General features: G+C 68.7%; 17 protein-coding genes. 13 read left to right on the plus strand and 4 right to left on the minus strand.

Going from position 1 to position 25,591, the window contains the following annotated elements:
* Window positions 1–29 precede the first annotated feature (29 nt).
* Window positions 30–260 carry a DUF7455 domain-containing protein gene (locus SLUN_RS29510; protein ID WP_108153012.1) on the minus strand — a complete coding sequence of 77 codons (231 nt, stop codon included), beginning with the start codon at window positions 258–260 and terminating at the stop codon, window positions 30–32.
* A gap of 433 nt (window positions 261–693) precedes the next feature.
* On the opposite strand from SLUN_RS29510, the gene SLUN_RS29515 reads away from it, so the two are divergent.
* The 5 genes from SLUN_RS29515 to SLUN_RS29535 all read left to right on the plus strand — a co-directional run bounded on the left by SLUN_RS29515 (window position 694) and on the right by SLUN_RS29535 (window position 6,947).
* Window positions 694–2,811, plus strand: a complete 2,118-nt coding sequence (locus SLUN_RS29515; protein ID WP_108153013.1) for a DNA gyrase/topoisomerase IV subunit B — start codon at window positions 694–696, stop codon at window positions 2,809–2,811.
* Between the two features lie 103 nt (window positions 2,812–2,914).
* Window positions 2,915–4,078 carry a sensor histidine kinase gene (locus SLUN_RS29520; RefSeq protein ID WP_175313526.1) on the plus strand — a complete coding sequence of 388 codons (1,164 nt, stop codon included), beginning with the start codon at window positions 2,915–2,917 and terminating at the stop codon, window positions 4,076–4,078.
* A complete protein-coding gene (locus SLUN_RS29525) occupies window positions 4,075–4,749 on the plus strand; it encodes a response regulator transcription factor (RefSeq protein ID WP_108153014.1) in 675 nt (224 codons plus the stop codon). The genes SLUN_RS29520 and SLUN_RS29525 overlap by 4 nt, the downstream gene beginning before the upstream one ends.
* Window positions 4,750–4,848: 99 nt before the next feature.
* Complete coding sequence (locus SLUN_RS29530) at window positions 4,849–5,328, plus strand: DUF485 domain-containing protein (protein ID WP_108153015.1); 480 nt, start codon at window positions 4,849–4,851, stop codon at window positions 5,326–5,328.
* A complete protein-coding gene (locus SLUN_RS29535; protein WP_108153016.1) occupies window positions 5,325–6,947 on the plus strand; it encodes a monocarboxylic acid transporter in 1,623 nt (540 codons plus the stop codon). The genes SLUN_RS29530 and SLUN_RS29535 overlap by 4 nt, the downstream gene beginning before the upstream one ends.
* A 116-nt stretch (window positions 6,948–7,063) precedes the next feature.
* On the opposite strand, the gene SLUN_RS29540 is transcribed toward SLUN_RS29535, so the two are convergent.
* Together SLUN_RS29540 and SLUN_RS29545 are read right to left on the minus strand one after the other, a co-directional pair.
* Complete coding sequence (locus SLUN_RS29540) at window positions 7,064–7,753, minus strand: DUF7342 family protein (RefSeq protein ID WP_170146664.1); 690 nt, start codon at window positions 7,751–7,753, stop codon at window positions 7,064–7,066.
* 32 nt (window positions 7,754–7,785) lie between these two features.
* Window positions 7,786–9,429, minus strand: coding sequence for a sensor histidine kinase (locus SLUN_RS29545; RefSeq protein ID WP_108153018.1), 1,644 nt, complete (start codon window positions 9,427–9,429; stop codon window positions 7,786–7,788).
* 322 nt (window positions 9,430–9,751) lie between these two features.
* Between SLUN_RS29545 and SLUN_RS29550 the strand changes: the two genes are divergently transcribed.
* The 7 genes from SLUN_RS29550 to SLUN_RS29580 all read left to right on the plus strand — a co-directional run bounded on the left by SLUN_RS29550 (window position 9,752) and on the right by SLUN_RS29580 (window position 21,544).
* The gene (locus tag SLUN_RS29550) at window positions 9,752–14,041 is read left to right on the plus strand and encodes a discoidin domain-containing protein (protein WP_108153019.1); all 4,290 of its coding nucleotides are present in this window, start codon (window positions 9,752–9,754) and stop codon (window positions 14,039–14,041) included.
* 76 nt (window positions 14,042–14,117) lie between these two features.
* Window positions 14,118–15,125: a LacI family DNA-binding transcriptional regulator gene (locus SLUN_RS29555; RefSeq protein WP_108153020.1), complete on the plus strand. Its 1,008-nt coding sequence runs from the start codon at window positions 14,118–14,120 to the stop codon at window positions 15,123–15,125.
* Window positions 15,126–15,346: 221 nt separating this feature from the next.
* Complete coding sequence (locus tag SLUN_RS29560; RefSeq protein WP_108153021.1) at window positions 15,347–16,759, plus strand: extracellular solute-binding protein; 1,413 nt, start codon at window positions 15,347–15,349, stop codon at window positions 16,757–16,759.
* A gap of 3 nt (window positions 16,760–16,762) precedes the next feature.
* Window positions 16,763–17,722, plus strand: coding sequence for a carbohydrate ABC transporter permease (locus tag SLUN_RS29565; protein WP_108153022.1), 960 nt, complete (start codon window positions 16,763–16,765; stop codon window positions 17,720–17,722).
* Window positions 17,723–17,737: 15 nt separating this feature from the next.
* Window positions 17,738–18,613 carry a carbohydrate ABC transporter permease gene (locus tag SLUN_RS29570; RefSeq protein ID WP_108153023.1) on the plus strand — a complete coding sequence of 292 codons (876 nt, stop codon included), beginning with the start codon at window positions 17,738–17,740 and terminating at the stop codon, window positions 18,611–18,613.
* A gap of 99 nt (window positions 18,614–18,712) precedes the next feature.
* Window positions 18,713–20,329 carry a glycoside hydrolase family 13 protein gene (locus SLUN_RS29575; protein ID WP_108153024.1) on the plus strand — a complete coding sequence of 539 codons (1,617 nt, stop codon included), beginning with the start codon at window positions 18,713–18,715 and terminating at the stop codon, window positions 20,327–20,329.
* Window positions 20,330–20,455: 126 nt separating this feature from the next.
* Entirely contained in the window at window positions 20,456–21,544 is a 1,089-nt protein-coding gene (locus SLUN_RS29580; protein ID WP_108153025.1) for a CobW family GTP-binding protein, read from the plus strand.
* A 7-nt stretch (window positions 21,545–21,551) separates the two neighbouring features.
* Here SLUN_RS29580 and SLUN_RS29585 read toward each other — a convergent pair whose 3' ends face one another.
* Complete coding sequence (locus tag SLUN_RS29585; RefSeq protein ID WP_108153026.1) at window positions 21,552–24,002, minus strand: DNA gyrase/topoisomerase IV subunit A; 2,451 nt, start codon at window positions 24,000–24,002, stop codon at window positions 21,552–21,554.
* 223 nt (window positions 24,003–24,225) lie between these two features.
* Between SLUN_RS29585 and SLUN_RS29590 the strand changes: the two genes are divergently transcribed.
* Window positions 24,226–25,590, plus strand: coding sequence for a M16 family metallopeptidase (locus SLUN_RS29590; protein WP_108153027.1), 1,365 nt, complete (start codon window positions 24,226–24,228; stop codon window positions 25,588–25,590).
* The last annotated feature ends 1 nt before the right edge of the window (window position 25,591 follow it).

Here is a 25,591-nt window from a genome sequence, read left to right on the forward strand (position 1 = left end):
CCCTTTCGCTCGTCGTGGATGCGAAGGTGTCAGCGATCTTCCTCGCCGACGCTGGCCGGCACAGCCGTCAGTCGCTCCGTCTCATCCTGTATTTCTGCGGCGATCTTCTTGAGTTCCGGCTCGAACTTGCGCCCGTGGTGGGCACAGAAGAGCAGCTCGCCACCGCTGGTCAGGACGACGCGCAGATAAGCCTGGGCGCCGCAGCGGTCGCAGCGGTCAGCGGCCGTCAGCGGGCTCGCGGGGGTCAGAACAGTAGTCACGTCGCCTCTTCTCTAGCTCGACGAGCTGTCGTACCAGGGTCAACATCCAACCAGGCCGAAAACGTTCCCGCTCGTGGCTTTTCCTCGAAACTTCTTCCCGAGGTGGCTGTCTGCTGCCGGTTGGCGGCGAATGAGCCGTATTGCTTCGCTCTACGGATTTCGCGTTGCTTGTCTCTTGGGTTCCTCCCGGCTGGGTTGCCGGTTGTTGATGAGGACGTGCCCGGAGCCTAAATGGTTCATGCCTCGAAGGGAACGTGATGTCCACGTCACTCCATCGAGGGATCGAACATGCATGCGACGCTGGACTAGCATGAGAAATCACGAGGGTGGCGTTACATCGGCTCTACCAGGCCTCGGTACCCTCTGACCGGCGACCGACGCCGGGCCTTTACCCACTTGGGCCACATCTCAAATTCAGCGAGGAGCGAACCGCGTGACCGCCGAAACGTCCGTGCCGTCCACAGCGCTGCTGACTGCAGACCGTGACGGTTCCAACTACACCGCGCGGCACCTGCTCGTACTCGAGGGGCTCGAGGCGGTCCGCAAGCGCCCGGGCATGTACATCGGGTCCACCGACAGCCGCGGCCTGATGCACTGCCTCTGGGAGATCATCGACAACTCTGTCGACGAGGCTCTCGGCGGCCACTGCGACCACATCGAGGTGGTCCTTCACGAGGACGGATCCGTCGAGGTCAAGGACAACGGCCGGGGCATCCCTGTCGACGTCGAGCCCAAGACCGGCCTCTCGGGTGTCGAGGTCGTGATGACCAAGCTGCACGCTGGCGGGAAGTTCGGCGGCGGCTCGTACGCCGCATCGGGCGGACTGCACGGCGTGGGCGCCTCCGTCGTCAACGCCCTCTCCGCCCGCCTCGACGTCGAGGTGGACCGCAACAGCGCCACCCACACCATCAGCTTCCGGCGCGGCGCCCCCGGCATGTTCACCGAGCAGGGCCCCGACAGCCCCTTCGACCCGGCCAACGGGCTGCTCAAGGGCAAGCGGGTACCCAGGGGCCGCACCGGCACGCGCGTGCGGTACTGGGCCGACCGGCAGATCTTCCTCAAGGACGCCAAGCTCTCACTGGACCACCTCTACCAGCGCGCCCGCCAGACCGCCTTCCTCGTGCCGGGCCTCACCATCGTCGTCCGCGACGAGCGCGGCATCGACGGCGAGGGCAAGACGGAAGAGACGTTCCGGTTCGACGGCGGCATCAGTGAGTTCTGCGAGTACCTGGCCCAGGACAAGGCCGTCTGCGACGTGCAGCGGCTCACCGGGCAGGGCACCTTCAAGGAGACCGTGCCGGTCCTCGACGACCGCGGCCATATGACCCCCACCGAGGTCACCCGCGAGCTCGGCGTCGACATCGCCCTGCGCTGGGGCACGGGCTACGACACCGGGGTCAAATCCTTCGTCAACATCATCGCCACCCCCAAGGGCGGCACCCACATGACCGGCTTCGAGCGCTCCGTCACCAAGACGATGAACGAGGTGCTGCGCTCCGCCAAGATGCTGCGCGTCGCCGAGGACGACATCGTCAAGGACGACGCCCTGGAGGGACTCACCGCGGTCGTCACAGTCCGGCTGGCGGAGCCGCAGTTCGAGGGCCAGACCAAGGAAGTGCTCGGCACCTCCGCGGCCAGCCGGATCGTCGCCAATGTCGTCGCCAAGGAGCTCAAGGCCTTCCTGACCTCCACCAAGCGCGACGACAGGGCCCAGGCCCGTGCGGTGATGGAGAAGGCCGTCGCCGCCGCCCGCACGCGTATCGCGGCCCGTCAGCACAAGGACGCGCAGCGCCGTAAGACCGCGCTGGAGACCTCCTCGCTGCCTGCCAAGCTCGCCGACTGCCGCAGCGACGACGTGGAGCGCAGCGAGCTCTTCATCGTCGAGGGGGACTCGGCGCTCGGCACCGCCAAGCTCGCGCGGAACAGCGAGTTCCAGGCGCTGCTGCCGATCCGCGGAAAGATCCTCAACGTCCAGAAGTCGTCCGTCTCGGACATGCTCAAGAACGCCGAGTGCGGCGCGATCATCCAGGTCATAGGAGCGGGGTCGGGCCGGACCTTCGACATCGACGCCGCCCGCTACGGCAAGATCGTCCTGCTCGTCGACGCCGATGTCGACGGCGCCCACATCCGCTGTCTGCTGCTCACGCTCTTCCAGCGCTATATGCGGCCGATGGTGGAGGCGGGCCGCGTATTCGCCGCCGTACCGCCGCTGCACCGCGTCGAGCTGACCCAGCCCAAGAAGGGCCAGGACAAGTACGTGTACACGTACTCCGACAGCGAGCTTCGGACGACACTGCTGGAGTTCCAGCGCAAGGGGGTCCGCTTCAAGGACTCCATTCAGCGCTACAAGGGTCTCGGCGAGATGGACGCCGACCAGCTCGCGGAGACCACGATGGACCCGCGCCACCGCACGCTGCGCCGGATCAACATCGGCGACCTCGAGTCCTCGGAGCAGGTCTTCGATCTGCTGATGGGCAATGAGGTGGCGCCTCGCAAGGAGTTCATCACCAGCTCCGCGGCGACGCTGGACCGCTCGCGGATCGACACCTGACGCCGCCACGCCCACCCAGGGGTGGAGCCGTCGGCTCCACCCCTGACCCGATCCCGGGCCAGGTTCCCGCTCCGTAGCATCAAGGGCGACGGAGGAGGCTGACGTGCCCAGCAGCAAGTGGATCGCGTGGCCCACGCGGGAAGCGCTGTCCCGCGTCGGTGTACCGCGCGTCCGTATCGCTCTCGACGTCGCCGTGCTGGCGGGCATGGCGGCCTGGGCGATGTCCGGCGCGTACACATCGGGCTTCTTCCACGGGTGGCGCGCAGTGCTCCCGCCGCTCGCCCTGCTCTGCTGCGCTGCGGCCGTCCTGCGCTACCACCGGACGACGCTGGCAAACCGACTGCTGCCCTCCCTCGGCCTGCTGGCGGCCATCGCCGTAGTGGGGGCGGGGGCGTACGCAGCCGGGGCAGCGGTTCCCTCGGTGGTGCTGTGGATCTCCGTCTCCGTCATGGCGATGGAGCGACTCCCGCTCGCCCCCGGCCTGGTCATCGGCGTGGTGACGGTCGCACTCTTCCCCCTGACCCAGGACAACGGAGCCCTGGCGGCAGGGATCACGGTGGGCTCGGTACTGCTCGGCGGGTACTCACTGCGTCTCGACGCCGGCGCCCGCGGCGCGGGATTCCTGCTGCTCGCCCAGGAACGGGCCGCCCGCGAGGCCGAGGCCACCTCCGCCGCACTCGACGAACGGGCCCGTATCGCACGCGAGATCCATGACGTCCTCGCACACAGCCTCTCCGCGCAGCTCGTGCACCTGGAAGCGGCCCGGCTGCAGATCGAGCGAGGACCGGCAGGGCCCTTCCGCGACCAGATCCTGGAGCGGGTGGTGGCGGCACGCGGCATGGCACGCGAGGGCCTCGAGGAGACCCGCCAGGCGCTCTCCGCCCTGCGCGGCGAGACGGCTCCCGTCGAGGACTATCTGCGGGAGCTGTCCGTCGCGGACGGAGCGGAGACCGCGGTGACGGGGGAGCGGCGGCAGCTGTGCGCCGAAGCGTCGCAGGCGGTACGGCGGGTGGCCCAGGAGGCCCTGACCAATGTGCGCAAGCACGCGCCCGGCGCCAAGGTGCGCATGCTGCTCGCGTACGCGGAGGGCGAAGTGGCCCTGGAGGTACGGGACTCGGGCACCACAGCCACGGCCGGTGAGCTCGGGGCGTCCGGCGCCGGGTACGGTCTGCTGGGAATGCGCGAGCGGGCCGAGCTGCTCGGCGGCTCCCTGGAGGCGGGACCAGAGGGAGAGGGCTTCGTGGTGCGGCTGCGAGTGCCGGTATGACCGGGCAGATCGCCAGAGTGATCGTCGCCGACGACCAGGCGGTGGTGCGCGAGGGCATTGTGATGCTCCTCGGGCTGCTGCCCGGCATCGAGGTCATCGGCTCGGCCAGGGACGGCGAAGAGGCGGTCGCCCTCGTCGCCGAACTCGCCCCCGATGTCGTCCTGATGGACCTGCGGATGCCGCGCTGCGACGGGGTCGAGGCGACCCGCCGTATCCGCAGCGAACACCCCGGCACCCAGGTCGTGGTGCTCACCACCTACGCAGACGACGACTCGCTCTTCCCCGCGCTGCGGGCCGGAGCGCGCGGCTATCTCACCAAGGACGCCGACGGCGACGAGATCGTACGGGCCATCCAGGACGTCCTCGCGGGCCGGGCCGGGCTCTCACCGGTGGTGCAGCGACGCCTCCTCGAGCAGGTCACCGGGGCGCCCGAGCCGACCGGGCCGAAGCTGCCCGACGGACTGACCGCGCGCGAGGGCGAAGTGCTGACCCTGATCGCCGAGGGCCTCACCAACACCGACATCGCGCGCCGACTGCACATCTCCACGGCCACGGTGAAGACGCATATCAACAACCTCTTCGCGAAGACCGGCATCCATGACCGGGCCCAGGCGGTCCGGTACGCCTATCGGGAGGGTCTGGCGCAGCCACCTGGCACGACCGTCACCTGATGGGGTGAAGTGCGCCGGGAGAAGAGTCCGGGATCTTCCCACTCTGTCCATCCTTGGGCATGTGAGCCGAAATGGTTCGCTGACAAGGAGAGTTGATCGGTGGAAAAGCCGGAAGGACGGGATGCCGCGGCGGTGCGGCTCGACGACCCGTGGTACGACGCGCTGGCCTCCGGCTGGGGTGAGCTGGACGGCACCGGCGCCCCCGCGCCCGTCGTGCCGGCGCCGCCCGCGGCGCCGGAGAGCCCCGGCCCCAGCGCCGGCGACATCTATCTGGAAGTGCAGCGCAGCGTCGCCTTCCAGGAGGTGCGCAGCCGCTACCGGCGGTTCGTCGTCCCCACCGTTCTCGCCTTCCTCGTCTGGTACTTGGCTTATGTCGTCGCGGCGACCACCGCTCCCGGGCTGATGGCCCGGCCGGTGACGGGAGCGGTGAATGTGGCCATGGTCGCCGGGCTCGGACAGTTCCTCACCACCTTCCTGCTGACCTGGGCGTACGCCCGCCATGCGCGGCTGCGCCGGGACCGCGCCGCGCTCGATCTGCGCTGGGACACACAGGAAATGACGCGAGGGCTCGAGCGTTGAGCGGCGACCACCAGACCCTGGCGCTGCTGTTGTTCAGCGCGTTCGTGGCGGCGACTCTCGCCATCACGACCTGGGTGAGCCGCAACAGGCATGGCTCGGCAGAGGAGTTCTACGCGGGCGGGCGGCTGTTCTCCCCCATGGAGAATGGGTTCGCCATCGCCGGCGACTACATGTCCGCCGCGTCCTTCCTCGGGATCTCCGGCCTCATCGCCCTCTTCGGCTACGACGGAATGCTCTACTCCGTGGGTTTCCTGGTCGCCTGGCTGGTCGTTCTGTTCCTCGTCGCCGAACTCGTACGCAACTGCGGCCGGTTCACGCTCGCCGATGTCGTCGCGTCGAGGATGAGTGAGCGTCCTGTCCGTATCGCGGCGGGAACTTCTTCGGTCACCGTGTCCGTTCTCTATCTGGTGGCGCAGATGGTGGGAGCCGGGAGCCTGGTCGCGCTGCTTCTCGGTGGCACGAGCGAGGCCGCGCGCTCGTGGACCGTCATCGGAGTGGGTGCCCTGATGGTGATCTATGTGTCGTTGGGAGGGATGCGAGCCACCACCTGGATCCAGATCGTCAAAGCCGTGCTGCTGATGGCGGGCGCGATCGCGATGACCGTGCTCGTACTGACCCGCTTCCACGGCGACGTCAACCAGCTGCTCAACACCGCCGCCGAACGCAGCGGCCACGGCAAGGACTTCCTCTCGCCGGGCCTCAAGTACGGCGGGGACTGGATCGCGCGCCTCGACTTCATCAGCCTCGGCCTGGCGCTGGTGCTGGGTACGGCCGGGCTGCCGCACATCCTGTCCCGCTTCTACACTGTGCCGACCGCGCGGGCAGCCCGCCGTTCGGTCATCTGGTCGATCGGTCTCATCGGCAGCTTCTACCTGATGACGATCGTGCTCGGCTTCGGCGCCGCCGCCGTGGTCGGCAGCGACGAGGTACGGAAGTCGAATGCGGCGGGCAACACCGCGGTCCCGCTGCTCGCGCTGGACCTCGGCGGGGGAGCGGGATCCACCGGCGGGACGGTCCTTTTCGCGGTGGTCGCGGCCATCGCCTTCGCGACGATCCTCGCCGTCGTCGCCGGGATCACCCTCGCCTCGTCCGCCTCCGTCGCCCACGATCTGTACGCCTCGCTCCGGCGCCGTCGCTCCCCCGGAGCCGCGCCCGGGAGGGACTGCCCTTCACCGCACAGCGAGGTCGCCGTCGCGCGCGTCGCCGCGGTCGGCATCGGTGTGGCGGCCATCGCGCTCGGCCTGCTGGCCCGGGATCTGAACGTCGCGTTCCTGGTGGGTCTGGCCTTCGCGGTCGCCGCCTCCGCGAATCTGCCCGTACTGCTCTACTCGCTGTTCTGGCGGAACTTCACCACGCGCGGCGCGGTCTGGTCGGTGTACGGAGGGCTGGTCCCCGCGATGCTGCTGGTGGTGCTCTCGCCGGTCGTCTCGGGCAGCCCCGAGGCGCTCTTCCCGGGCGTGGACTTCCATGTCTTCCCGCTCCAGAACCCGGGTCTGGTCTCCATTCCCCTCGGGTTCCTGGCGGGCTGGATCGGCACGGCCATGTCCACGGAGCCGCCGGATGAGGCGAAGCACGCGGAGACGGAGGTGCGGGCGCTGACGGGAGCGGGAGCGGTCTGAAGCCCGGGACCGCGTGAGGCTCGGGGCGGTGTGGGGCCCGGAGCCGTCCGGGGGCCGTTTTGTCCTCAAGCGCCGGACGGGCTTGAATGCGGGCACCTGACGGGCTGGCGAGTGGCTCAAGCGCCGGACGGGCTGGAGGACCAGACGTAGCGGTGTTCCGGGCGGCCCGTCTCGCCGTACCTCAGGGTGAGCCGCACTCTGCTCGCCCGCTCGAGCAGCTTCAGATAGCGCTGCGCCGTCTGCCTGCTCACCCCCGCGCGTTCCGCGATCTCCTGGGTGGAGAGCGGCCCTTCGGCGGCCAGCAGCACCTGGCGTACCAGCTCGGCTGTGGTCGGCGAGTGGCCCTTGGGCAGATCCGGGGCGACCGAGCCGGCCGACAGGGCCCCGAACATCCGGTCCACCTCGGCCTGTTCCGCCTCGCCGCCGCTCTCCAGGGTGCGGCGCAGCGTGGCGTACGCCTCCAGCTTGGTGCGCAGACCCGCGAAGTTGAACGGCTTCACCAGGTACTGGAGCGCCCCATGGCGCATCGCAGCCTGGACGGTGGCGACATCGCGCGCCGCCGTCACCATGATCACGTCGGTCTCGTGGCCGAGCCGCCGCAGCTCCCGTACGACCGCAAGGCCGTTCCCGTCCGGCAGATAGTGGTCGAGGAGGATCAGATCCACCGGGCGGTCCGTGATCCGGGCGAGCGCCCCGGCGGCCGAGTGGGCCGTCGCGGAGACCCGGAAACCGGGCACCTTGGACACATAGGCGGCGTTGATCTCCGCGACCCGGACGTCGTCGTCCACCACCAGGACGTCGATCAGTCCACCAGCCGGTCCTTCGCCCTTCAGCTCGCTCATCGCACCTCCACGGCAGTGGCCGGCCCCGGCTCGGTCAGCGCCTCCGGGAGTACGACGGTGAACTCGGCGCCACCGCCCGCCGCCTCGCGCACCCCCGCGCTGCCGCCCTGGCGTTCCGCGAGCCTGCGCACCAGCGCGAGTCCAAGGCCACGTTTGCCGTGGGCCGGAAGCTCCTTGGTGGACCAGCCCTCCGTAAAGATCAACTCCCGTTGTCCGGGCGGGACTCCGGGGCCGCTGTCCGCGATCCGCAGCACGGCCGTGCGGCCCTGCGCACGCAGCTCGACCTCGACCTGGGGGTTCTCGGAACCCGCGGACGCGTCCAGCGCGTTGTCCACGAGATTGCCGACGACCGTCACCAGACCGCGCGGGTCCACCAGCCGGTCGGGCAGCAGTGTCCCGGGCGCGATGCGCAGCGAGACACCGCGTTCCGCCGCCACCGTCGCCTTGCCCACGAGCAGCGCGGCCAGGAGTGGGTCGTGGATCTTCTCGGTGACCTGTTCCGCGGTGGCCCGGTGCACCCCGACCACCTCGGTGACGAACTCCATCGCGTCCTCGTGCATCTCCAGCTCGAGGAGTCCGAGCAGGGTGTGCATCCGGTTGGCGTGCTCGTGGTCCTGTGCGCGGAGGGCGTCGATCAGGCCGCGGGTGGAGTCCAGCTCGCGGCCCAGCTGCTCCAGCTCGGTGCGGTCGCGCAGTGTGGCGACGGCGCCGCCGTCGTCGGTGGGCATCCGGTTGGCGATCAGCACCCGGCTGCCCCGTACGGTCAGCAGATCCTCGCCTGTGACCCGTCCCGCCAGTACATCGGTGGTGCGACCGTCGCCGAGCGCTTCGTCGAGCGGCTGCCCCATCGCTTCGGGGCCGAGGCCCAGCAGCCGCTGCGCCTCGTCGTTCATCAGCCGGATCCTGCCCGCCCGGTCGAGCGCGACGACCCCCTCCCGGATGCCGTGCAGCATCGCCTCGCGCTCCACCAGCAGCGCCGAGATATCGGAGAAGGCCAGATCATGGGTCTGTCGCTGGAGCCTGCGGGAGATGAGATAGGCGGCGAGGGCGCCGGCGGCCAGCGCCCCGCCCGCGTACGCCAGCAGCCCCGGGATCGCCGCCAGCAGCCGGGCGCGCACGCTGTCGTACTCGATGCCGACCGACACCGCGCCGACGATCAGGCCGCTGTCGTCGCGCAGCGGCACCTTTCCGCGGGCGGAACGGCCGAGCGTCCCGCTGTCGATCTCCATCACGTCCTTGCCGGCGAGGGCGTCGCTGGGGTCGGTGGAGACGACCCGGCCGATCTCCTCGGGCGCGGTGTGGGACCAGCGGACTCCGCGCTTGTCCATGATCACGATGTACTCGGCGCCGGTGGCCTGCCGGATGCGCTCGGCCTTGGCCTGCACAGGACCGGCGGCCGTCGGCCGTGAGCCGACGAGCTCGTCGGCGAGCTCCGCAGACGCGGTGGTCTCGGCGATGGCGAGGGCGCGGCGCATCGCCTGGTCGTCGAGCTGGGCGCTGAGAGGCGCGAGAAAGAGACCGGTGGCGAGCACAGTGACACCGGTGGCTATGGCCAGCTGCATCAGCAGGACCTGGGAGAAGACCCGCTGCGGCCAGCCGAACCGCCGGCGTCGGGCCGGTGCGGTCGGTACGGGGCTCATGCCTAGAGACGGTAAGGGCGGAGCGTCCGTTTCTGAAATTTTCTCCTCAACGCAAATGGCTTGCGCATTTTGCAGTGGACTTACGTCTTCTTGGAAGTCGGCGACAAAGCCGCTGGTGTCAGCAGATTGCTGGGTTCCGACCCCTGTGAGAGCGGCGACTTGACGCGGTCATGGCGGTAGACGTCCTGGCATATCTCTGCAACTCTCTGACCGCAAAACGCAAAGACTCTGCCCATCAGTGCACAAATGCTTGTCTCGCAGCTATGCCGACAGAGCCGCACCCTCGTTGCCGTCAGGGCACGGGGCCGAAGATCGGGGACATATGAGACCGCAACGCTGGAGATGGCGGGTTCTCTCCGCCGTGATCACCACCAGTCTTCTGATGATCGGCCGGCCGTCCCTCACCGCCTCGGCGGCCGACGGCCCGAATACCGCCGCGGGCAGTCCCGCGGCGGCGAGCAGCGCCCACGCCGAGTACACCGCCCGGAACATCACCGACGGAAATCAGGGGTCGTACTGGCAGAGCGCCGGCAGTACCTTCCCCCAGTGGGTCCAGGCCGACCTCGGCTCCACCGCCCGGATCGACGAGGTGGTGCTCAAGCTCCCGGCCGGCTGGGAGAGCAGGCAGCAGACCCTCTCCGTCCAGGGCAGCGCCGACGGCACCAGCTTCTCGACCTTGAAGGCCTCGGCCGCTCACACCTTCAACCCGGGGCAGGCCAATACGGTGGCCGTCGCCTTCCCGGCCACCCAGACCCGGTTCGTACGCGTGCACATCACGGCCAACACGGGCTGGCAGGCGGCTCAGCTGTCCGAGCTCGAGGTCCACGCGGCCGGTGAGTCCTCGGTGAACCTCGCCCAGGGCAGAACGCTCACGGCCGGCAGCTACACCGAGGTGTACACGGCCGCCAACGCCAACGACGGAAACCGGGCCAGCTACTGGGAGAGCCGCAATGGCGACTTCCCGCAGTGGATCCAGGCCGACCTCGGCTCCTCCGTCCGCGTCGACCGCGTCGTACTGCGCCTGCCGGACGGCTGGGATGCCAGAACCCAGACCCTGAAACTCCAGGGCAGCGCCAACGGCTCGGACTTCAGCGATCTCACCGCGTCCAAGGGCTACGAGTTCAGCCCCGCCGGCGGCCAGTCGGTGACGATCTCCTTCGACGCCGCCACCACGCGGTACATACGCGTCCTGGTGACCGCCAACACCGGACGGGCGGCAGCCCAAGTGTCGGAGCTGGAGATCTACGGCCCGGCGACCGGTGACACGCAGGCCCCCACCGCTCCGGCCGAGCTGGCCTACACCGAGCCGGCAACCGGCCAGATCAAGCTGACCTGGGAGGCGTCCTTGGACAACACCGCGGTCACCGGCTACGACATCTACGCCAACAACGAACTGCGCACCAGCGTCGCCGGTAACGTCACGACCTACGCCGACACGCAGCCGGCGAACGCGACGGTCTCGTACTTCGTACGCGCCAAGGACGCGGCCGGGAACCAGTCGGGCAACAGCAACACCGTCACCCGCAGGGCTGACACGGGCGACACCCAGGCGCCGACCGCACCCGCCGGCCTCTCCTTCACCGAACCCACCTCCGGGCAGGTCAAGTTGAGCTGGGGAGCTTCCTTCGACAACACCGCGGTCACCGGCTACGACATCTACGCCGACAACTCCTTGCGCAAGAGCGTGGCGGGCGATGTGACGACGTACACCGACACGCAGCCGGCGAGCGCGACGGTGACGTACTTCGTGCGCGCGAAGGACGCGGCCGGAAACGAGTCGGTCAACAGCAACGCCGTCACCCGTAACGGATCCACGGGCACGGCGTCCAACCTCGCCGTCGGCAAGCCGATCACCGCGTCCTCCGTGATCCACACCTTCGTCGCGGAGAACGCCAACGACAACAGCCTGACGACCTACTGGGAGGGTGCGGCGGGCAGCTACCCGGGCACCCTCACCGTGAAGCTTGGCGCCAACGCCGATCTCAGCAGCGTGGTCGTCAAGCTCAATCCGGACAGCAGCTGGGGCAACAGGACCCAGAACATCCAGGTGCTCGGGCGCGAGCAGAGCGCGTCCGGCTTCACCAGTCTGGTGGCGGCGAAGGACTACACCTTCAGCCCGGCGAGCGACAACTCGGTCAGTGTCCCGGTCGACGCGCGAGTCGCGGAGGTGCAGCTGAGGTTCACGTCCAACACCGGCGCGACCGCGGGCCAGGTGGCGGAGTTCCAGATCCTGGGCGTCCCGGCGCCCAACCCCGATCTGGAGGTCACCGGTCTGACGGCCTCACCCGCCGCTCCCGTCGAATCGGACGTGATCACCCTCTCCGCGACCGTGCACAACAGCGGTCCCCTCGCCTCCGCGGCGAGCGCCGTCGCCCTGCGGCTCGGCGGCACCAAGGTCGCCACGGCCCAGGCCGGCGCACTCGCGGCCGGGGCCTCGACCACCGTCAGCGCGTCGATTGGGGCGCGTGACGCCGATACGTACCAGCTCAGCGCCGTCGCCGACGACGCGAACACCGTCATCGAGCAGAACGAGACCAACAACACCTACACCAGCCCCACGTCCCTGGTGGTGAAGCCGGTCGCCGGCTCGGACCTGGTCGCCGCCGCGGTCAGCACCTCGCCCTCGGCCCCGGCCAACGGCGACAGCGTCACCTTCTCCGTGGCCGTCAAAAACCAGGGCACACAGCCGTCCGCGGGCGGCAGCCACGGTCTGACCCTCTCCCTGATCGACTCCAAGGGGGCGACGGTCAAGACCCTGACCGGTGCGCACAGCGGAATCATCGCCGTGGGCGCCACCACAGTGCCGGTGAACCTCGGCAGCTGGACGGCCGCGAACGGTTCGTACACCGTCAAGGTCGTCATCGCCGACGACGCCAATGAACTGCCGGTCAAGCGCGAGAACAACACCAGCACCCAGGCACTGTTCGTCGGCCGCGGCGCCAATATGCCGTACGACATGTACGAGGCGGAGGACGGTGCGGCCGGCGGCGGCGCACAGGTCGTCGGGCCGAACCGGACCATCGGCGACGTCGCGGGCGAGGCCTCGGGCCGCAAGGCCGTCACCCTCAACAACACCGGCAACTATGTGGAGTTCACGACCCGGGCCAGCACCAACACCCTGGTGACGCGGTTCTCCATCCCGGACTCGCCCGGCGGTGGAGGCACCGAGTCCACGCTCAACGTCTACGTCAACGGGACCTTCCGCAAGGCCGTCGACCTCACGTCCAAGTACGCCTGGCTGTACGGGGCGGAGGCCAGTCCCGGGAACTCTCCGGGATCCGGTGCTCCGCGCCACATCTACGACGAGGCGCACATCATGCTGGGCGATTCCGTCCCGGCCGGCAGCAGGATCAAGCTGCAGAAGGACACGGCCAACGGCTCCCGGTACGCGATCGACTTCGTGAGCCTGGAGCAGGTCGCGCCCATCGCCAACCCCGATCCGGCGACATACACGGTGCCGGCCGGGTTCACCCACCAGGACGTCCAGAACGCCCTGGACAAGGTGCGGATGGACACCGCCGGCGCGCTGGTCGGCGTCCATCTGCCGGCCGGCGACTACCAGACGGCCGGCAAGTTCCAGGTCTACGGCAAGGCGGTGAAGGTGGTCGGCGCCGGGCCCTGGTACACCCGGTTCAACGCGCCCTCGACACAGGACAACACCGATGTCGGCTTCCGGGCGGAGGCGACCGCGAAGGGCTCGTCGTTCGCGAACTTCGCGTACTTCGGGAACTACACCTCGCGCATCGACGGCCCGGGCAAGGTGTTCGACTTCTCGAATGTCACGGACATCGTGATCGACAACATCTGGAACGAGCACATGGTGTGCCTCTACTGGGGCCTGAACACCGACAGGATCACCATCAAGAACTCCCGCATCCGCAATATGTTCGCCGACGGCATCAACATGACCAACGGGTCGACGGACAACCTCGTGACCAACAACGAGGCGCGGGCCACCGGAGACGACAGCTTCGCGCTCTTCTCGGCGATCGACGCCGGGGGCAGCGACATGAAGAACAACGTCTACGAGAATCTGACGTCGATCCTCACCTGGCGTGCGGCAGGCATCGCCGTCTACGGCGGCTTCAACAACACCTTCCGCAACATCCACATCGCGGACACGCTCGTCTACTCCGCGATCACCATCAGCTCGCTGGACTTCGGCTATCCGATGAACGGCTTCGGGACCGAACCGACGACGGTCGAGAACGTCTCCATCGTCCGGGCAGGCGGTCACTTCTGGGGCGCGCAGACCTTCCCCGGGATCTGGCTCTTCTCGGCCTCGAAGGTGTTCCAGGGGATCCGGGTCAACAACGTCGACATCGTCGATCCGACGTACAGCGGAATCATGTTCCAGACCAACTACGTGGGAGGACAGCCGCAGTTCCCGGTCAAGGACACGATCCTCAGCGACATCTCGATCTCCGGCGCTCGCAGGAGCGGGGACGCGTACGACGCCAAGTCCGGCTTCGGGCTCTGGGCGAACGAGATGCCCGAGGCGGGTCAGGGCCCGCCGGTCGGTGAGGTCACCTTCAATGGCCTGACCTTCAGCAACAACGTGCAGGACGTGAAGAACGCCACCTCCACCTTCAAGATCAACATCAACCCCTAGGACGGCCCAGGCGAGTCGTCGCCGTCAGCGCGGACTAGCGCAAGCCGTTTGCAAGGCTTGCGCTAGTCTTGCGTGTATGACGCGACGACTTGCTCAGGTAGCGAAGAAGGTAGGGGTCAGCGAGGCCACGGTCAGCCGGGTGCTCAATGGCAAGCCGGGAGTCTCCGAGGCCACCCGCCAGTCCGTGCTGACAGCGCTGGATGTCCTTGGCTATGAGCGGCCGACCCAGCTGCGAGGCGAGCGCGCGCGACTGGTCGGACTGGTCCTGCCGGAGCTGCAGAATCCGATTTTCCCGGCGTTCGCCGAGGTGATCGGAGGGGCGCTGGCCCAGCAGGGGCTCACCCCCGTCCTGTGCACGCAGACCAAGGGCGGGGTCTCCGAGGCGGACTACGTCGAGCTGCTGCTCCAGCAGCAGGTGTCCGGCGTGGTGTTCGCGGGCGGGCTGTTCGCGCAGGCGGACGCGCCGCACGCGCACTACAGGCTGCTCGCGGACCGCAGGATTCCGGTGGTGCTCATCAATGCCTCCATCGAGAATCTCGACTTCCCCTGCATCGCCTGCGACGACGCCGTCGCGGTCGAGCAGGCGTGGCGGCATCTGGCCTCGCTGGGCCATGAGCGCATCGGTCTTGTCCTCGGCCCGCTCGACCATGTGCCGTCAAGGCGCAAGCTGGCCGCTGCCCACGCGGCTGCGAAGGCGGCCGGCCGTGAGCTGCCCGACGAGCGCATCGAGCGCTCCATGTTCTCGCTGGAAGGCGGGCAGGCGGCGACCACGCGGCTGCTCGACCGGGGGGTCACCGGAATCATCTGCGCGAGCGATCCGCTGGCTCTCGGGGCCGTACGGGCCGCTCGCCGGCGCGGTCTTGGCGTCCCGGGCGACGTCTCGGTCGTCGGCTACGACGACTCCGCTTTCATGAACTGCACCGAGCCGCCGCTGACCACCGTCCGTCAGCCCATCGAGGCGATGGGGCGGGCCGCGGTCGAGCTGCTGTGCACGCAGATCCAGGGCGGCGAAGTCCCGCCCGGCGAGCTGCTCTTCGAGCCGGAGCTGGTGGTCCGCGGCTCGACCGCGCAGGCGCCGCGCTAGGCCCCGTGTCCGGCCCCGTGTCAGGTCGGGCGTCGGGACCCGTGCTCGGCCCGACGCCCGCTCCGCGGTGGCCCCATGTCCGCGACTGAGACCCGACTGTCAAGCATTTACGAAATCGGCGCGAGATATTGCGCTCTCTTGTTGCCGGTGGTTGAGTGTGCCGCGCCCCCGCTGCGTGTCAGCCGCGGGTCTTCCACGCTCATGCCCGAAGGGGACCACCGATGAGAAGTGCTTGGTTCCGTCGTACGCGCCGTACCACCGCGACCGCCCTTGTCTCCGTGCTCGCCCTGACCGCCCTGGCCGCCTGCGGCACGAGCAGCAGCGGCAACAACGACGAGGGATCCGGCGGCGGTTCGTCCGATCCGTCAGCTCCGCTGGACCCGAAGACCAAGCTGACGCTCACGATCGACTGCATGCCTCCGGCCGCCAAGCAGCCGGAGCTCAAGGAGTGGAACGAGGACGTCAAGGCGTTCAACACGATCTACCCGAACATCAAGATCGAGGGCCGGTCGACGCCGGGTCAGTGTCTTGAACCGCCGCGCTTCACCGCGATGCTGAAGGCCAAGTCCCAACCGGACGTCTTCTACACGTACTTCACCGATCTCCAGCAGGTGCTGGACAACGCCGGCGCCGAGAACATCTCCGCGTACGTCACCGCCAAGACGGTCCCCGCGCTCGCGGACATCCAGCCCGACGTCATGAACTCCCTCAAGCACGAGGGCAAGCTCTACGGTCTCCCGACCAGCAACTACACCATGGGCCTGCTCATCAACCGCAAGCTCTTCCAGCAGGCCGGGCTCGACCCCGACAACCCGCCGACGACGTGGGAAGGGGTCCGTAGCGCCGCCAAGGCCATCGCCGGACTCGGCAACGGAATCGCGGGCTACGGCGAGTACAGCGCCGGCAACACCGGCGGCTGGCACTACACCGCCACCATGTACGGCCTCGGCGGCGACATCGTCGACGCGAGCGGCAAGAAGTCCGTGTTCAACAACGACCTGGGCAAGCAGGTGGTGTCCAACCTCCACGCCATGCGCTGGGACGACGAGAGCATGGGCAAGACCCAGCTGCTCAAGTGGGGCGATCTGCAGAAGCAGACAGCCAGCGACAAGCTCGGCATGTTCCTTGCCGCGCCCGACGACATCGCGTACATGGTCCAGCAACTCGGCGCCACGTTCGAGAACTTCGGCATGGGACCGATCCCCGGCGGCAAGGCCACCCTCTTCGGCGGCAACAACTACATGATCAAGAAGGGGATGTCCTCCGACAAGATCAAGGCTGCGGTCGCCTGGCTCACCTACAAGAACCTCACCGTCGGCAAGGGCCAGTTCGACTGGGCGCGCACCAAGGCGGACGGCCTGCCCGTCGGAGTCCCGCAGCCGAACTTCTGGCTCAACACCAGCAAGACCCAGGACGACGCGGCGCGCGCGGCCAGCGCGACGATGCCGGTCGAGAACTTCAAGGCCTTCATGGACAACCCGGTCAAGGGCAAGGCCGAACCGCCCAAGGCCCAGGAGATCTACAAGGTTCTGGACAACGTGATGTCCGGAGTGCTGACCAACAAGAACGCGGACGTGAACAAGCTGCTCTCCACCGCGGAGTCGCAGGTCAACCAGATCCTCGCGAACCAGTAGACGATGTCGGCTCCCACCCTCTCCCCGCACAAGGCCGCACCGCCCCCGGGGCGCGGTGCCGGGTCCCGTCCGAACGCCTCCCGCGAGGCGTTCGTACGGGACCTGCGCCGCAATCTCTCGGCACACGGCTTCCTGATCGGCGCCGTGCTCTGCTTCTCGTTCTTCTCCTGGTATCCGATGGTCAGGGAGTTCATTCTGGCCTTCCAGAAGACCGAGGGCGGAGAGACCACCTGGGCCGGCTGGTCCAACCTGACCACCGTCCTCAACGACCCGGCCTTCTGGCAGGCCTGGCGCAACACCCTGCTCTTCACCGGTCTCGCACTGGTTCTCGGCTTCGCCGTTCCGTTCGTCGTCGCCCTCGTGCTCAACGAATTCCGGCACGCCCAGGGCTACTTGCGGCTGCTGGTCTATCTGCCGGTGATGCTCCCGCCGGTCGCGTCCGTCCTGCTCTTCAAGTATCTGTACGACCCCGGATACGGACTCTTCAACCGCGTCCTGGAGCTGCTGCACCTCCCGCAGCAGCAGTGGCTGCAGGACCCCGACACCTCCATGCTCTCGGTGGTCATCGCCGCGACCTGGATGAACATGGGCGGCGCCACGCTGATCTACCTCGCCGCACTGCAGGGCATACCGGGGGAGCTCTACGAGGCGGCCGAGCTCGACGGCGCCGGCGTGCTGCGCAAGATCTGGTACGTCACCATTCCGCAGACCCGGCTGATCCTCTCGCTGATGCTGCTGATGCAGATCATCGCGACGATGCAGGTCTTCACCGAGCCGTTCCTGCTCACCAACGGCGCGGGTCCCGAGGGATCGACGACGACCGTCGTCTACCTCATCTACCAGTACGCCTTCAACTTCAACAACTACGGCAGCGCGGCTGCGCTCGGTCTGATCCTGCTCGTACTGCTCGCGGGGTTCTCCGCGGCGTACGTACGGCTCAGCCGCGGCGGCGAGGACGAGTAGGACGGGGGAAACGGCATGACCACACGCACACTCATCTCACCGGCCCAACTCGCCCGGCCACGGGGCAAGTTCCTCTACTGGGTGGTCTTCGTCCTGGTCGTCGGGCTCTTCACGCTGGTCTTCCTCGGCCCGCTGTACTGGATGGTCTCCGGTGGTCTCAAGACCACCCAGGAGGTCGTCCAGTCACCGCCGACCTTCCTGCCGAAGACCGTGCACCCCGAGAACTACTCCCGGGCCTGGGATGTGATGGACCTGTCCCGGCTGCTGTTCAACACCCTCTACTACGCCTTCGGCGCGCTCGCCTTCCAGCTGATCCTCGATGTCGCCGCGGCCTACTCGCTCTCCAAGCTCCGGCCCGTGTTCGGCAAAGCCATCCTCGCGATGATGCTGGTCACGCTGATGATCCCGGCCACCGTCCTGGTCGTACCGCAGTATCTGACGGTGCTCGACGTGCCGATCGTCGAGCGCAATCTGCTCAACTCGCCCTGGGCGATCTGGCTTCCGTCCGTCACCAACGCCTTCAACATCTTCCTGCTGAAGCGGTTCTTCGACTCGATACCGCGTGAGCTCCTCGATGCCGCGTCCATCGACGGGGCGTCCCCGCTGCGGACCCTGCGGTCGGTCGTGCTGCCGATCTCCCGGCCGATCCTGGGCGTCGTCTCGATCTTCGCGATCGTCGGCGTCTGGAAGGACTTCCTCTGGCCGATGCTCACGCTGCCCGATCCGTCCAAACAGACACTCAACGTCGGCATCTACTCGCTCTCGAACGGAGTGCCCGAGAACGTGCTCATCGCCGCGCTGACCATCGCGTCCGTACCGACGCTGCTGATCTTCCTGGTCTTCCAGCGCAACATCATGAGCGGTCTCACGGCGGGCGGCCTCAAGGGCTGACCTCCCTGCCTGCCCACAAGCCTCCGCCGCCGGCCTCTCTCCGGCGCCCCGCTGTCCGGGCCGGCGGCGGAGTCCCACCCTGCCCGAAAGGACCGTCACGTGGCAGCCCCTCATTCCGATCACACGGACGTGGATCGCACGGACGACTGGTGGCGCAGCGCCGCCATCTATCAGGTGTACGTACGGAGTTTCGCCGACGGCGACGGCGACGGCACCGGCGATCTCGCGGGGGTGCGAGCCAGGCTGCCCCATCTCGCCGAACTGGGCATCGACGCGATCTGGTTCAACCCCTGGTACCTCTCCCCGATGGCCGACGGCGGCTATGACGTGGCCGACTACCGCGCCATCGACCCGGCCTTCGGCACCCTCGCCGAGGCCGAGAAGCTCATCAGCGAGGCCCGTGAGCTGGGCATCCGCACCATCATCGACATCGTCCCGAACCACATCTCGGACCAGCACCTGTGGTTCCGGTCGGCCCTCGCAGCGGGTCCCGGCAGTCCCGAGCGTGAGCTGTTCCACTTCCGTCCGGGCCGCGGTGAGAGGGGCGAACTGCCGCCCAACAACTGGCCGTCGCAGTTCTCGGGGGAGACCTGGACCAGGGTCCCCGACGGCGAGTGGTACCTGCACCTGTTCACACCGGAGCAGCCCGACCTGAACTGGGACCACCCGGCAGTACGCCAGGAGCACAAGGACGTGCTGCGCTTCTGGTTCGAGCGCGGAGCCGCCGGTGTACGGATCGACTCGGCCGCCCTGTGCGCCAAGGACCCCGCCCTGCCGGACGCCGACGAGGACGATACGGCCCCCTACGTCGACCGTGACGAGTTGCACGACATCTACCGCGCCTGGCGTGCCGTCGCCGACGAGTACGACGGGGTGCTCATCGGCGAGCTGTGGGTGCCCGACCCGGACCGCTTCTCCCGCTATCTGCGCCCGGACGAGCTGCACACGGCCTTCAACTTCGACTTCCTGGCCCGCCCTTGGGACGCCGCCGAGCTGCGCGCCTCCATCGACACCACGCTCGCGTACCACGCTCCGGTCGGCGCGCCCGCGACCTGGGTGCTGTGCAATCACGACGTGACGCGCACCGTCACCCGCTACGGGCGGGACGACACCGGCTTCGACTTCGCGAAGAAGCGCTTCGGCACCCCCACCGACCTGGCCGTCGGCACCCGGCGGGCGAGGGCCGCGGCCCTGCTGTCGCTCGCCCTGCCCGGCAGCGTCTATCTCTTCCAGGGCGAGGAACTGGGGCTGCCCGAGGCGGACATTCCCCGGGACCGCATCCAGGATCCGATGCACTTCAGCTCCGGCGGCGTGGATCCGGGGCGTGACGGCTGCCGGGTGCCGCTGCCGTGGGTGGCGGACGCGCCGTACTACGGATTCGGCTCGGAGACGGGGCCGTGGCTTCCGCAGCCCGCGGACTGGGCCTCGTACGCCGCCGACCGGCAGGAGGCGTCGGGGGACTCGATGCTTGCTCTCTACCGCGAGGCCCTGCGCCTGCGCCGTACCGAAGAAGGCTTCGGAGACGGGCCGCTGACCTGGCTGCGGTCCGCCCCGGGAGCCCTCGCCTTTGTCCGCACCGGCGGCCTGATCTGTGTCGTCAATCTCGCCGGGCAACCCGCCGAACTCCCCGGTCACACAAGCGTCCTGCTGACGAGCGGCCCCCTGGACGAGGACGGGCGGCTCCCCCAGGACACGGCGGTCTGGCTGCGGACCTGAAGCCGCGGCCGGCGTCGCCGGTCATGCGTCACCGTTTCCCCCCGACCGTACGCTCCCGCCCGCTCACGGCTACGGCCCGGGGCGGGCGGGGGCCGTTGCGGGACCGCCATATCCTGGGGAGCCGCCATGGCAGTCAGGACCGCAGCCGAGAAGCCCCGAGGTGCCCCCTTGAGCAAGCCGCAGATCCCCGTCGTCGTACTCGCGGGCTTTCTGGGGTCCGGCAAGACCACCCTGCTCAACCAGCTGCTCCGCCGCAACGGGGGCAACCGCATCGGCGTGATCGTCAATGACTTCGGGTCCATCGAGATCGACGCCATGACCGTCGCCGGGCAGGTCGGCTCGACCGTCTCCCTCGGGAACGGCTGTATGTGCTGCGCCGCCGACGCGAGCGAGCTGGACGAGTATCTTCAGACGCTCACCCGGCCCGCCGCGCGGATCGATGTCATCGTCATCGAGGCGAGCGGGCTCGCCGAGCCGCAGGAGCTCGTCAAGATGCTGCTGGCCAGCGACAATCCGCGCATTGTGTACGGGGGACTCGTCGAGATCGTCGACGCGGCCGAGTTCGGCGCCACCCGCGAGCGGCATCCCGAGATCGACCGGCATCTCGCGATCGCCGATCTGGTCGTCCTGAACAAGGCGGACCGGGTGGGGGAGGCGGCGCTGGACCGGCTGCGCGGCACGCTCGGCGAGATCGGCGGCGGCACGCCGGTGATCACCGCGCAGTACGGGCGGGTCGATGCGGAGGTTCTCTTCGACCCCGCCGCACGGCCGGAGCGCGAGGAGAGGGTGCGCCAGCTCTCCTTCGAGGACCTGTACGCGGACGAGTACAACGAGCATGATCACGCGGACCATCTGCACGCCGCGTACGAGAGCGTGGACTTCACCGCGCAGGAGCCCATGAACCCGCGCCGGCTCATGGACTTCCTCGACACCCGGCCCGAAGGGCTCTACCGGATCAAGGGCTTCGTCGACTTCGGCGCGGCCGACCCGGGCAACAGATACGCCGTGCACGCGGTCGGCCGCTTTCTGCGCTTCTACCCCGAGCCCTGGCCGCGCGGTGCTCAGCGACTCACTCAGCTGGTGCTCATCGGCTCCGGAGTCGACGCGGGTGCGCTGCGCAAGGAGCTGGAGGCCTGCGTACAGAACGAACCGCAGGACATCCCCGACGAGCACAGCATGTGGGGCGTCCTGCGGTTCGTACCGGAAGAGGCCTAGGGACTCCCTAGCCGGTTGGGCCAGCCAGAACCGCCACCGCCGATGTCAGCGGCGTACCCGAGCCGTCGCGGCGCGGATCCGGCTCCGGGAGCTCGGCCGGTGTGCCGTTCTTCTGCGCCGCACGAGCGGGAGCCGCGCCCGCCCAGGCGAGCACCAGCACGTCCTCACCCTTGAGGAAGCGCTGACAGCGCACCCCGCCGGTGGCCCGGCCCTTGCGCGGATACTGGTCGAACGGCGTCAGCTTCGCCGTCGTCTCCGAGTCGGCCGGCGAGCCGTGCGAGCCCGCGATCGTGAAGACCACCGCGTCCGCGGCCGGGTCCACCGCCGTGAACGAGATCACCCCGGCGCCGTCCGTCAGCTTGATACCGGCCATACCGCCCGCCGCCCGGCCCTGTGGCCGCACCTGCGAGGCCTGGTAGCGCAGCAGCTGGGCGTCGGAGGTGATGAAGACCAGGTCCTCTTCGCCCGTACGCAGCTCGGCACCGCCGACGACCCGGTCACCGTCCTTGAGGGTGATGACCTCCAACTCGTCCTTGTTCGCCGGGTAGTCGGGCACGACGCGCTTGACCACACCCTGCAGCGTGCCGAGTGCGAGGCCCGGCGAGGACTCGTCGAGCGTGGTCAGACAGACGACCGTCTCGTCCTCGTCCAGCGACAGGAACTCCGCGATCGGCGCCCCGCCCGAGAGGTTGGGCGCGGACACCGTGTCCGGCAGCTGCGGCAGATCGATCACCGCGAGCCGCAGCAGCCGACCGGCCGAAGTGACCACACCCACGTCGCCGCGCTGCGTCGCCGGCACGGCCGAGATGATCACATCGTGCTTGGCGCGCTTGCCGCCCTCGTCCACCAGCGGCTCGCCGTTGGCCGTACGGGCCAGCAGGCCGGTCGAGGACAGCAGCACCCGGCACGGGTCGTCCGCCACCTCGAGCGCCACCGCCGCCACCGGCGTGCCCGCCGACTCCAGCAGTACCGTGCGCCGCTCGTTGGCGAACTTCTTCGCCACCGCGGCCAGTTCGGAGGAGACCAGCTTGCGCAGCTCGGCGTCCGATTCCAGGATCCCGGTCAGCTCGTCGATCTCGCCGGTGAGCCGGTCGCGCTCGCTCTCCAGCTCGATCCGGTCGAACCGGGTCAGCCGGCGGAGCGGAGTATCCAGAATGTACTGGGTCTGGACCTCGCTGAGCGAGAAGTGCTCGATCAGCCGCTCCTTCGCCTGCGCGGAATTGTCACTCGACCGGATGAGGCGGATGACCTCGTCGATGTCGATCAGCGCGACGAGCAGGCCCTCGACCAGATGCAGCCGGTCGCGCCGCTTGGTCCGCCGGAACTCGCTGCGCCGCCGCACGACATTGAAGCGGTGGTCGAGATAGACCTCCAGCAGCTCCTTGAGGCCGAGGGTGAGCGGCTGGCCGTCCACCAGCGCCACATTGTTGATGCCGAAGGACTCCTCCATCGGCGTCAGCTTGTAGAGCTGCTCCAGCACGGCCTCGGGGATGAAGCCGTTCTTCACCTCGATGACCAGGCGCAGGCCGTGCGAACGGTCGGTGAGGTCCTTGACGTCAGCGATGCCCTGGAGCTTCTTCGACGAGACCAGGTCCTTGATCTTCGCGATCACCTTCTCCGGGCCGACCGTGAAGGGCAGCTCGGTGACGACCAGACCCTTGCGGCGCGCGGTGACGTCCTCCACCGCGACCGTCGCGCGGATCTTGAAGGTGCCGCGGCCGGATTCGTACGCGTCCTTGATTCCGCTCAGGCCCACGATCCGGCCACCGGTCGGCAGGTCGGGTCCGGGGACGAAGCGCATCAGCGTCTCGAGGTCCGCGCCCGGGTGCTTGATCAGATGGCGCGCGGCGGCGATGACCTCGCCCAGATTGTGCGGGGGCATGTTCGTCGCCATGCCGACCGCGATCCCGGACGCGCCGTTGACCAGCAGGTTCGGGTAGGCGGCTGGCAGCGCGAGGGGCTCGCGCTCCTGGCCGTCGTAGTTCGACTCGAAGTCGACGGTGTCCTCGTCGATCGACTCCGTCATCAGGCTGGTGGCGTCGGCCATCCGGCACTCGGTGTACCGCATGGCGGCCGGCGGGTCGTCGTTGCCGAGGGAGCCGAAGTTCCCATGGCCGTCGACCAGCGGCAGGCGCATCGAGAACGGCTGTGCCATCCGCACCAGGGCGTCGTAGATCGACGCGTCGCCGTGCGGGTGCAACTTACCCATGACCTCGCCTACGACGCGGGCGCACTTCACATAGCCGCGGTCGGGGCGCAGGCCCATCTCGTTCATCTGGTACACGATGCGGCGGTGCACCGGCTTCATGCCGTCGCGGGCGTCCGGCAGAGCCCGGGAGTAGATCACCGAGTACGCGTACTCGAGGAAGGAGCCCTGCATTTCGTCGACGACGTCGATGTCGAGGATCTTCTCCTCGAAATCGTCCGGAGGCGGGGTCTTCGTGCTGCGGCGGGCCATCGCGGCTGCTGCTCCTTCACGTACCAGGTCTGGGGCTGACGCCGACCATTGTGGACCGTCCCACTGACAACGCCGACCGCGACCCGGGAACTTCGCCAGGTGCCGGCGCGCTTGCATGGGGGGAGGTCCGGGATCGGCCCGCGGCGCCGCCCGGGCCCAGACCTCCCCTCTAAAGTGGCAGGGCTGACAAAGAAGACGCAGCACAGCGATCGAAGGGACGTACATGCCCATGGGTCACACGGCCACAGCGCAGGCCGGTTCCGGCGGCCTGACAGCGACCGAGCACCGGCTGGCCAACGGCCTGCGCGTGGTGCTCTCCGAGGACCACCTGACCCCGGTCGCCGCGGTCTGCCTCTGGTACGACGTCGGCTCGCGCCACGAGGTCAAGGGCCGTACCGGCCTTGCCCACCTCTTCGAGCACCTGATGTTCCAGGGCTCGAAGCAGGTCCACGGCAATGGCCACTTCGAGCTGGTGCAGGGGGCCGGCGGCTCGTTGAACGGCACCACCAGCTTCGAGCGCACCAATTACTTCGAGACGATGCCCACCCACCAGCTGGAGCTGGCGCTCTGGCTGGAGGCCGACCGGATGGGCTCGCTGCTCGCCGCCCTCGACGACGAGTCGATGGAGAACCAGCGCGACGTCGTCAAGAACGAGCGCCGCCAGCGCTACGACAACGTCCCGTACGGCACGGCCTTCGAGAAGCTGACCGCCCTCGCCTACCCGGAGGGCCACCCGTACCACCACACCCCGATCGGCTCGATGGCCGACCTGGACGCGGCGACCCTCGAGGACGCGCGCGCCTTCTTCCGTACGTACTACGCGCCGAACAACGCCGTGCTGTCGGTCGTCGGCGACATCGACCCGGCGCAGACGCTCGCCTGGATCGAGACGTACTTCGGCTCCATCCCCTCCCACGACGGCAAGCAGCCGCCGCGCGACGGTTCGCTCCCGGAGAACATCGGTGAGCAGCTGCGCGAGGAGATCGTCGAGGAGGTCCCGGCGCGCGCGCTGATGGCCGCCTACCGCCTGCCGCACGACGGCACGCGCGAGTGCGACGCCGCCGACCTGGCGCTCACCGTCCTCGGCGGCGGCGAGTCCTCGCGGCTGCACAACCGCCTGGTGCGCCGTGACCAGACGGCCGTCGCGGCCGGCTTCGGCCTGCTGCGCCTGGCCGGAGCACCCTCGCTGGGCTGGCTGGACGTCAAGACGTCGGGCGGTGTCGAGGTCCCGCAGATCGAGGCCGCGGTCGACGAGGAGCTCGCGCGGTTCGCCGCGGAGGGCCCCACGCCCGAGGAGATGGAGCGCGCGCAGGCCCAGTTGGAGCGCGAGTGGCTGGACCGGCTCGGTACGGTCGCCGGCCGCGCCGACGAACTGTGCCGGTACGCCGTGCTGTTCGGCGACCCGCAGCTGGCGCTGACCGCCGTACAGCGGGTGCTGGATGTCACCGCCGAAGAGGTGCAGGCCGTCGCCAAGGCCCGGCTGCGCCCCGACAACAGGGCCGTACTGGTCTATGAGCCGCTCTCCGCGGACGACGGTGACGCGAGCGACAGCGACGAGAACGACGAGCACGAAGGGGCGGACCAGTGAG

Source organism: Streptomyces lunaelactis, assembly GCF_003054555.1.
GTDB lineage: Bacteria > Actinomycetota > Actinomycetes > Streptomycetales > Streptomycetaceae > Streptomyces > Streptomyces lunaelactis.

What these genes read in the sequence shown, in the direction of transcription:
- SLUN_RS29525 (WP_108153014.1), top strand. Translation starts at nt 4,075, where the DNA reads ATGACCGGGCAGATCGCCAGAGTGATCGTCGCCGACGACCAGGCGGTG.
- SLUN_RS29545 (WP_108153018.1), bottom strand. Translation starts at nt 9,429, where the DNA reads ATGAGCCCCGTACCGACCGCACCGGCCCGACGCCGGCGGTTCGGCTGG.
- SLUN_RS29550 (WP_108153019.1), top strand. Translation starts at nt 9,752, where the DNA reads ATGAGACCGCAACGCTGGAGATGGCGGGTTCTCTCCGCCGTGATCACC.
- SLUN_RS29555 (WP_108153020.1), top strand. Translation starts at nt 14,118, where the DNA reads ATGACGCGACGACTTGCTCAGGTAGCGAAGAAGGTAGGGGTCAGCGAG.
- SLUN_RS29560 (WP_108153021.1), top strand. Translation starts at nt 15,347, where the DNA reads ATGAGAAGTGCTTGGTTCCGTCGTACGCGCCGTACCACCGCGACCGCC.
- SLUN_RS29565 (WP_108153022.1), top strand. Translation starts at nt 16,763, where the DNA reads ATGTCGGCTCCCACCCTCTCCCCGCACAAGGCCGCACCGCCCCCGGGG.
- SLUN_RS29570 (WP_108153023.1), top strand. Translation starts at nt 17,738, where the DNA reads ATGACCACACGCACACTCATCTCACCGGCCCAACTCGCCCGGCCACGG.
- SLUN_RS29580 (WP_108153025.1), top strand. Translation starts at nt 20,456, where the DNA reads ATGGCAGTCAGGACCGCAGCCGAGAAGCCCCGAGGTGCCCCCTTGAGC.
- SLUN_RS29585 (WP_108153026.1), bottom strand. Translation starts at nt 24,002, where the DNA reads ATGGCCCGCCGCAGCACGAAGACCCCGCCTCCGGACGATTTCGAGGAG.
- SLUN_RS29590 (WP_108153027.1), top strand. Translation starts at nt 24,226, where the DNA reads ATGCCCATGGGTCACACGGCCACAGCGCAGGCCGGTTCCGGCGGCCTG.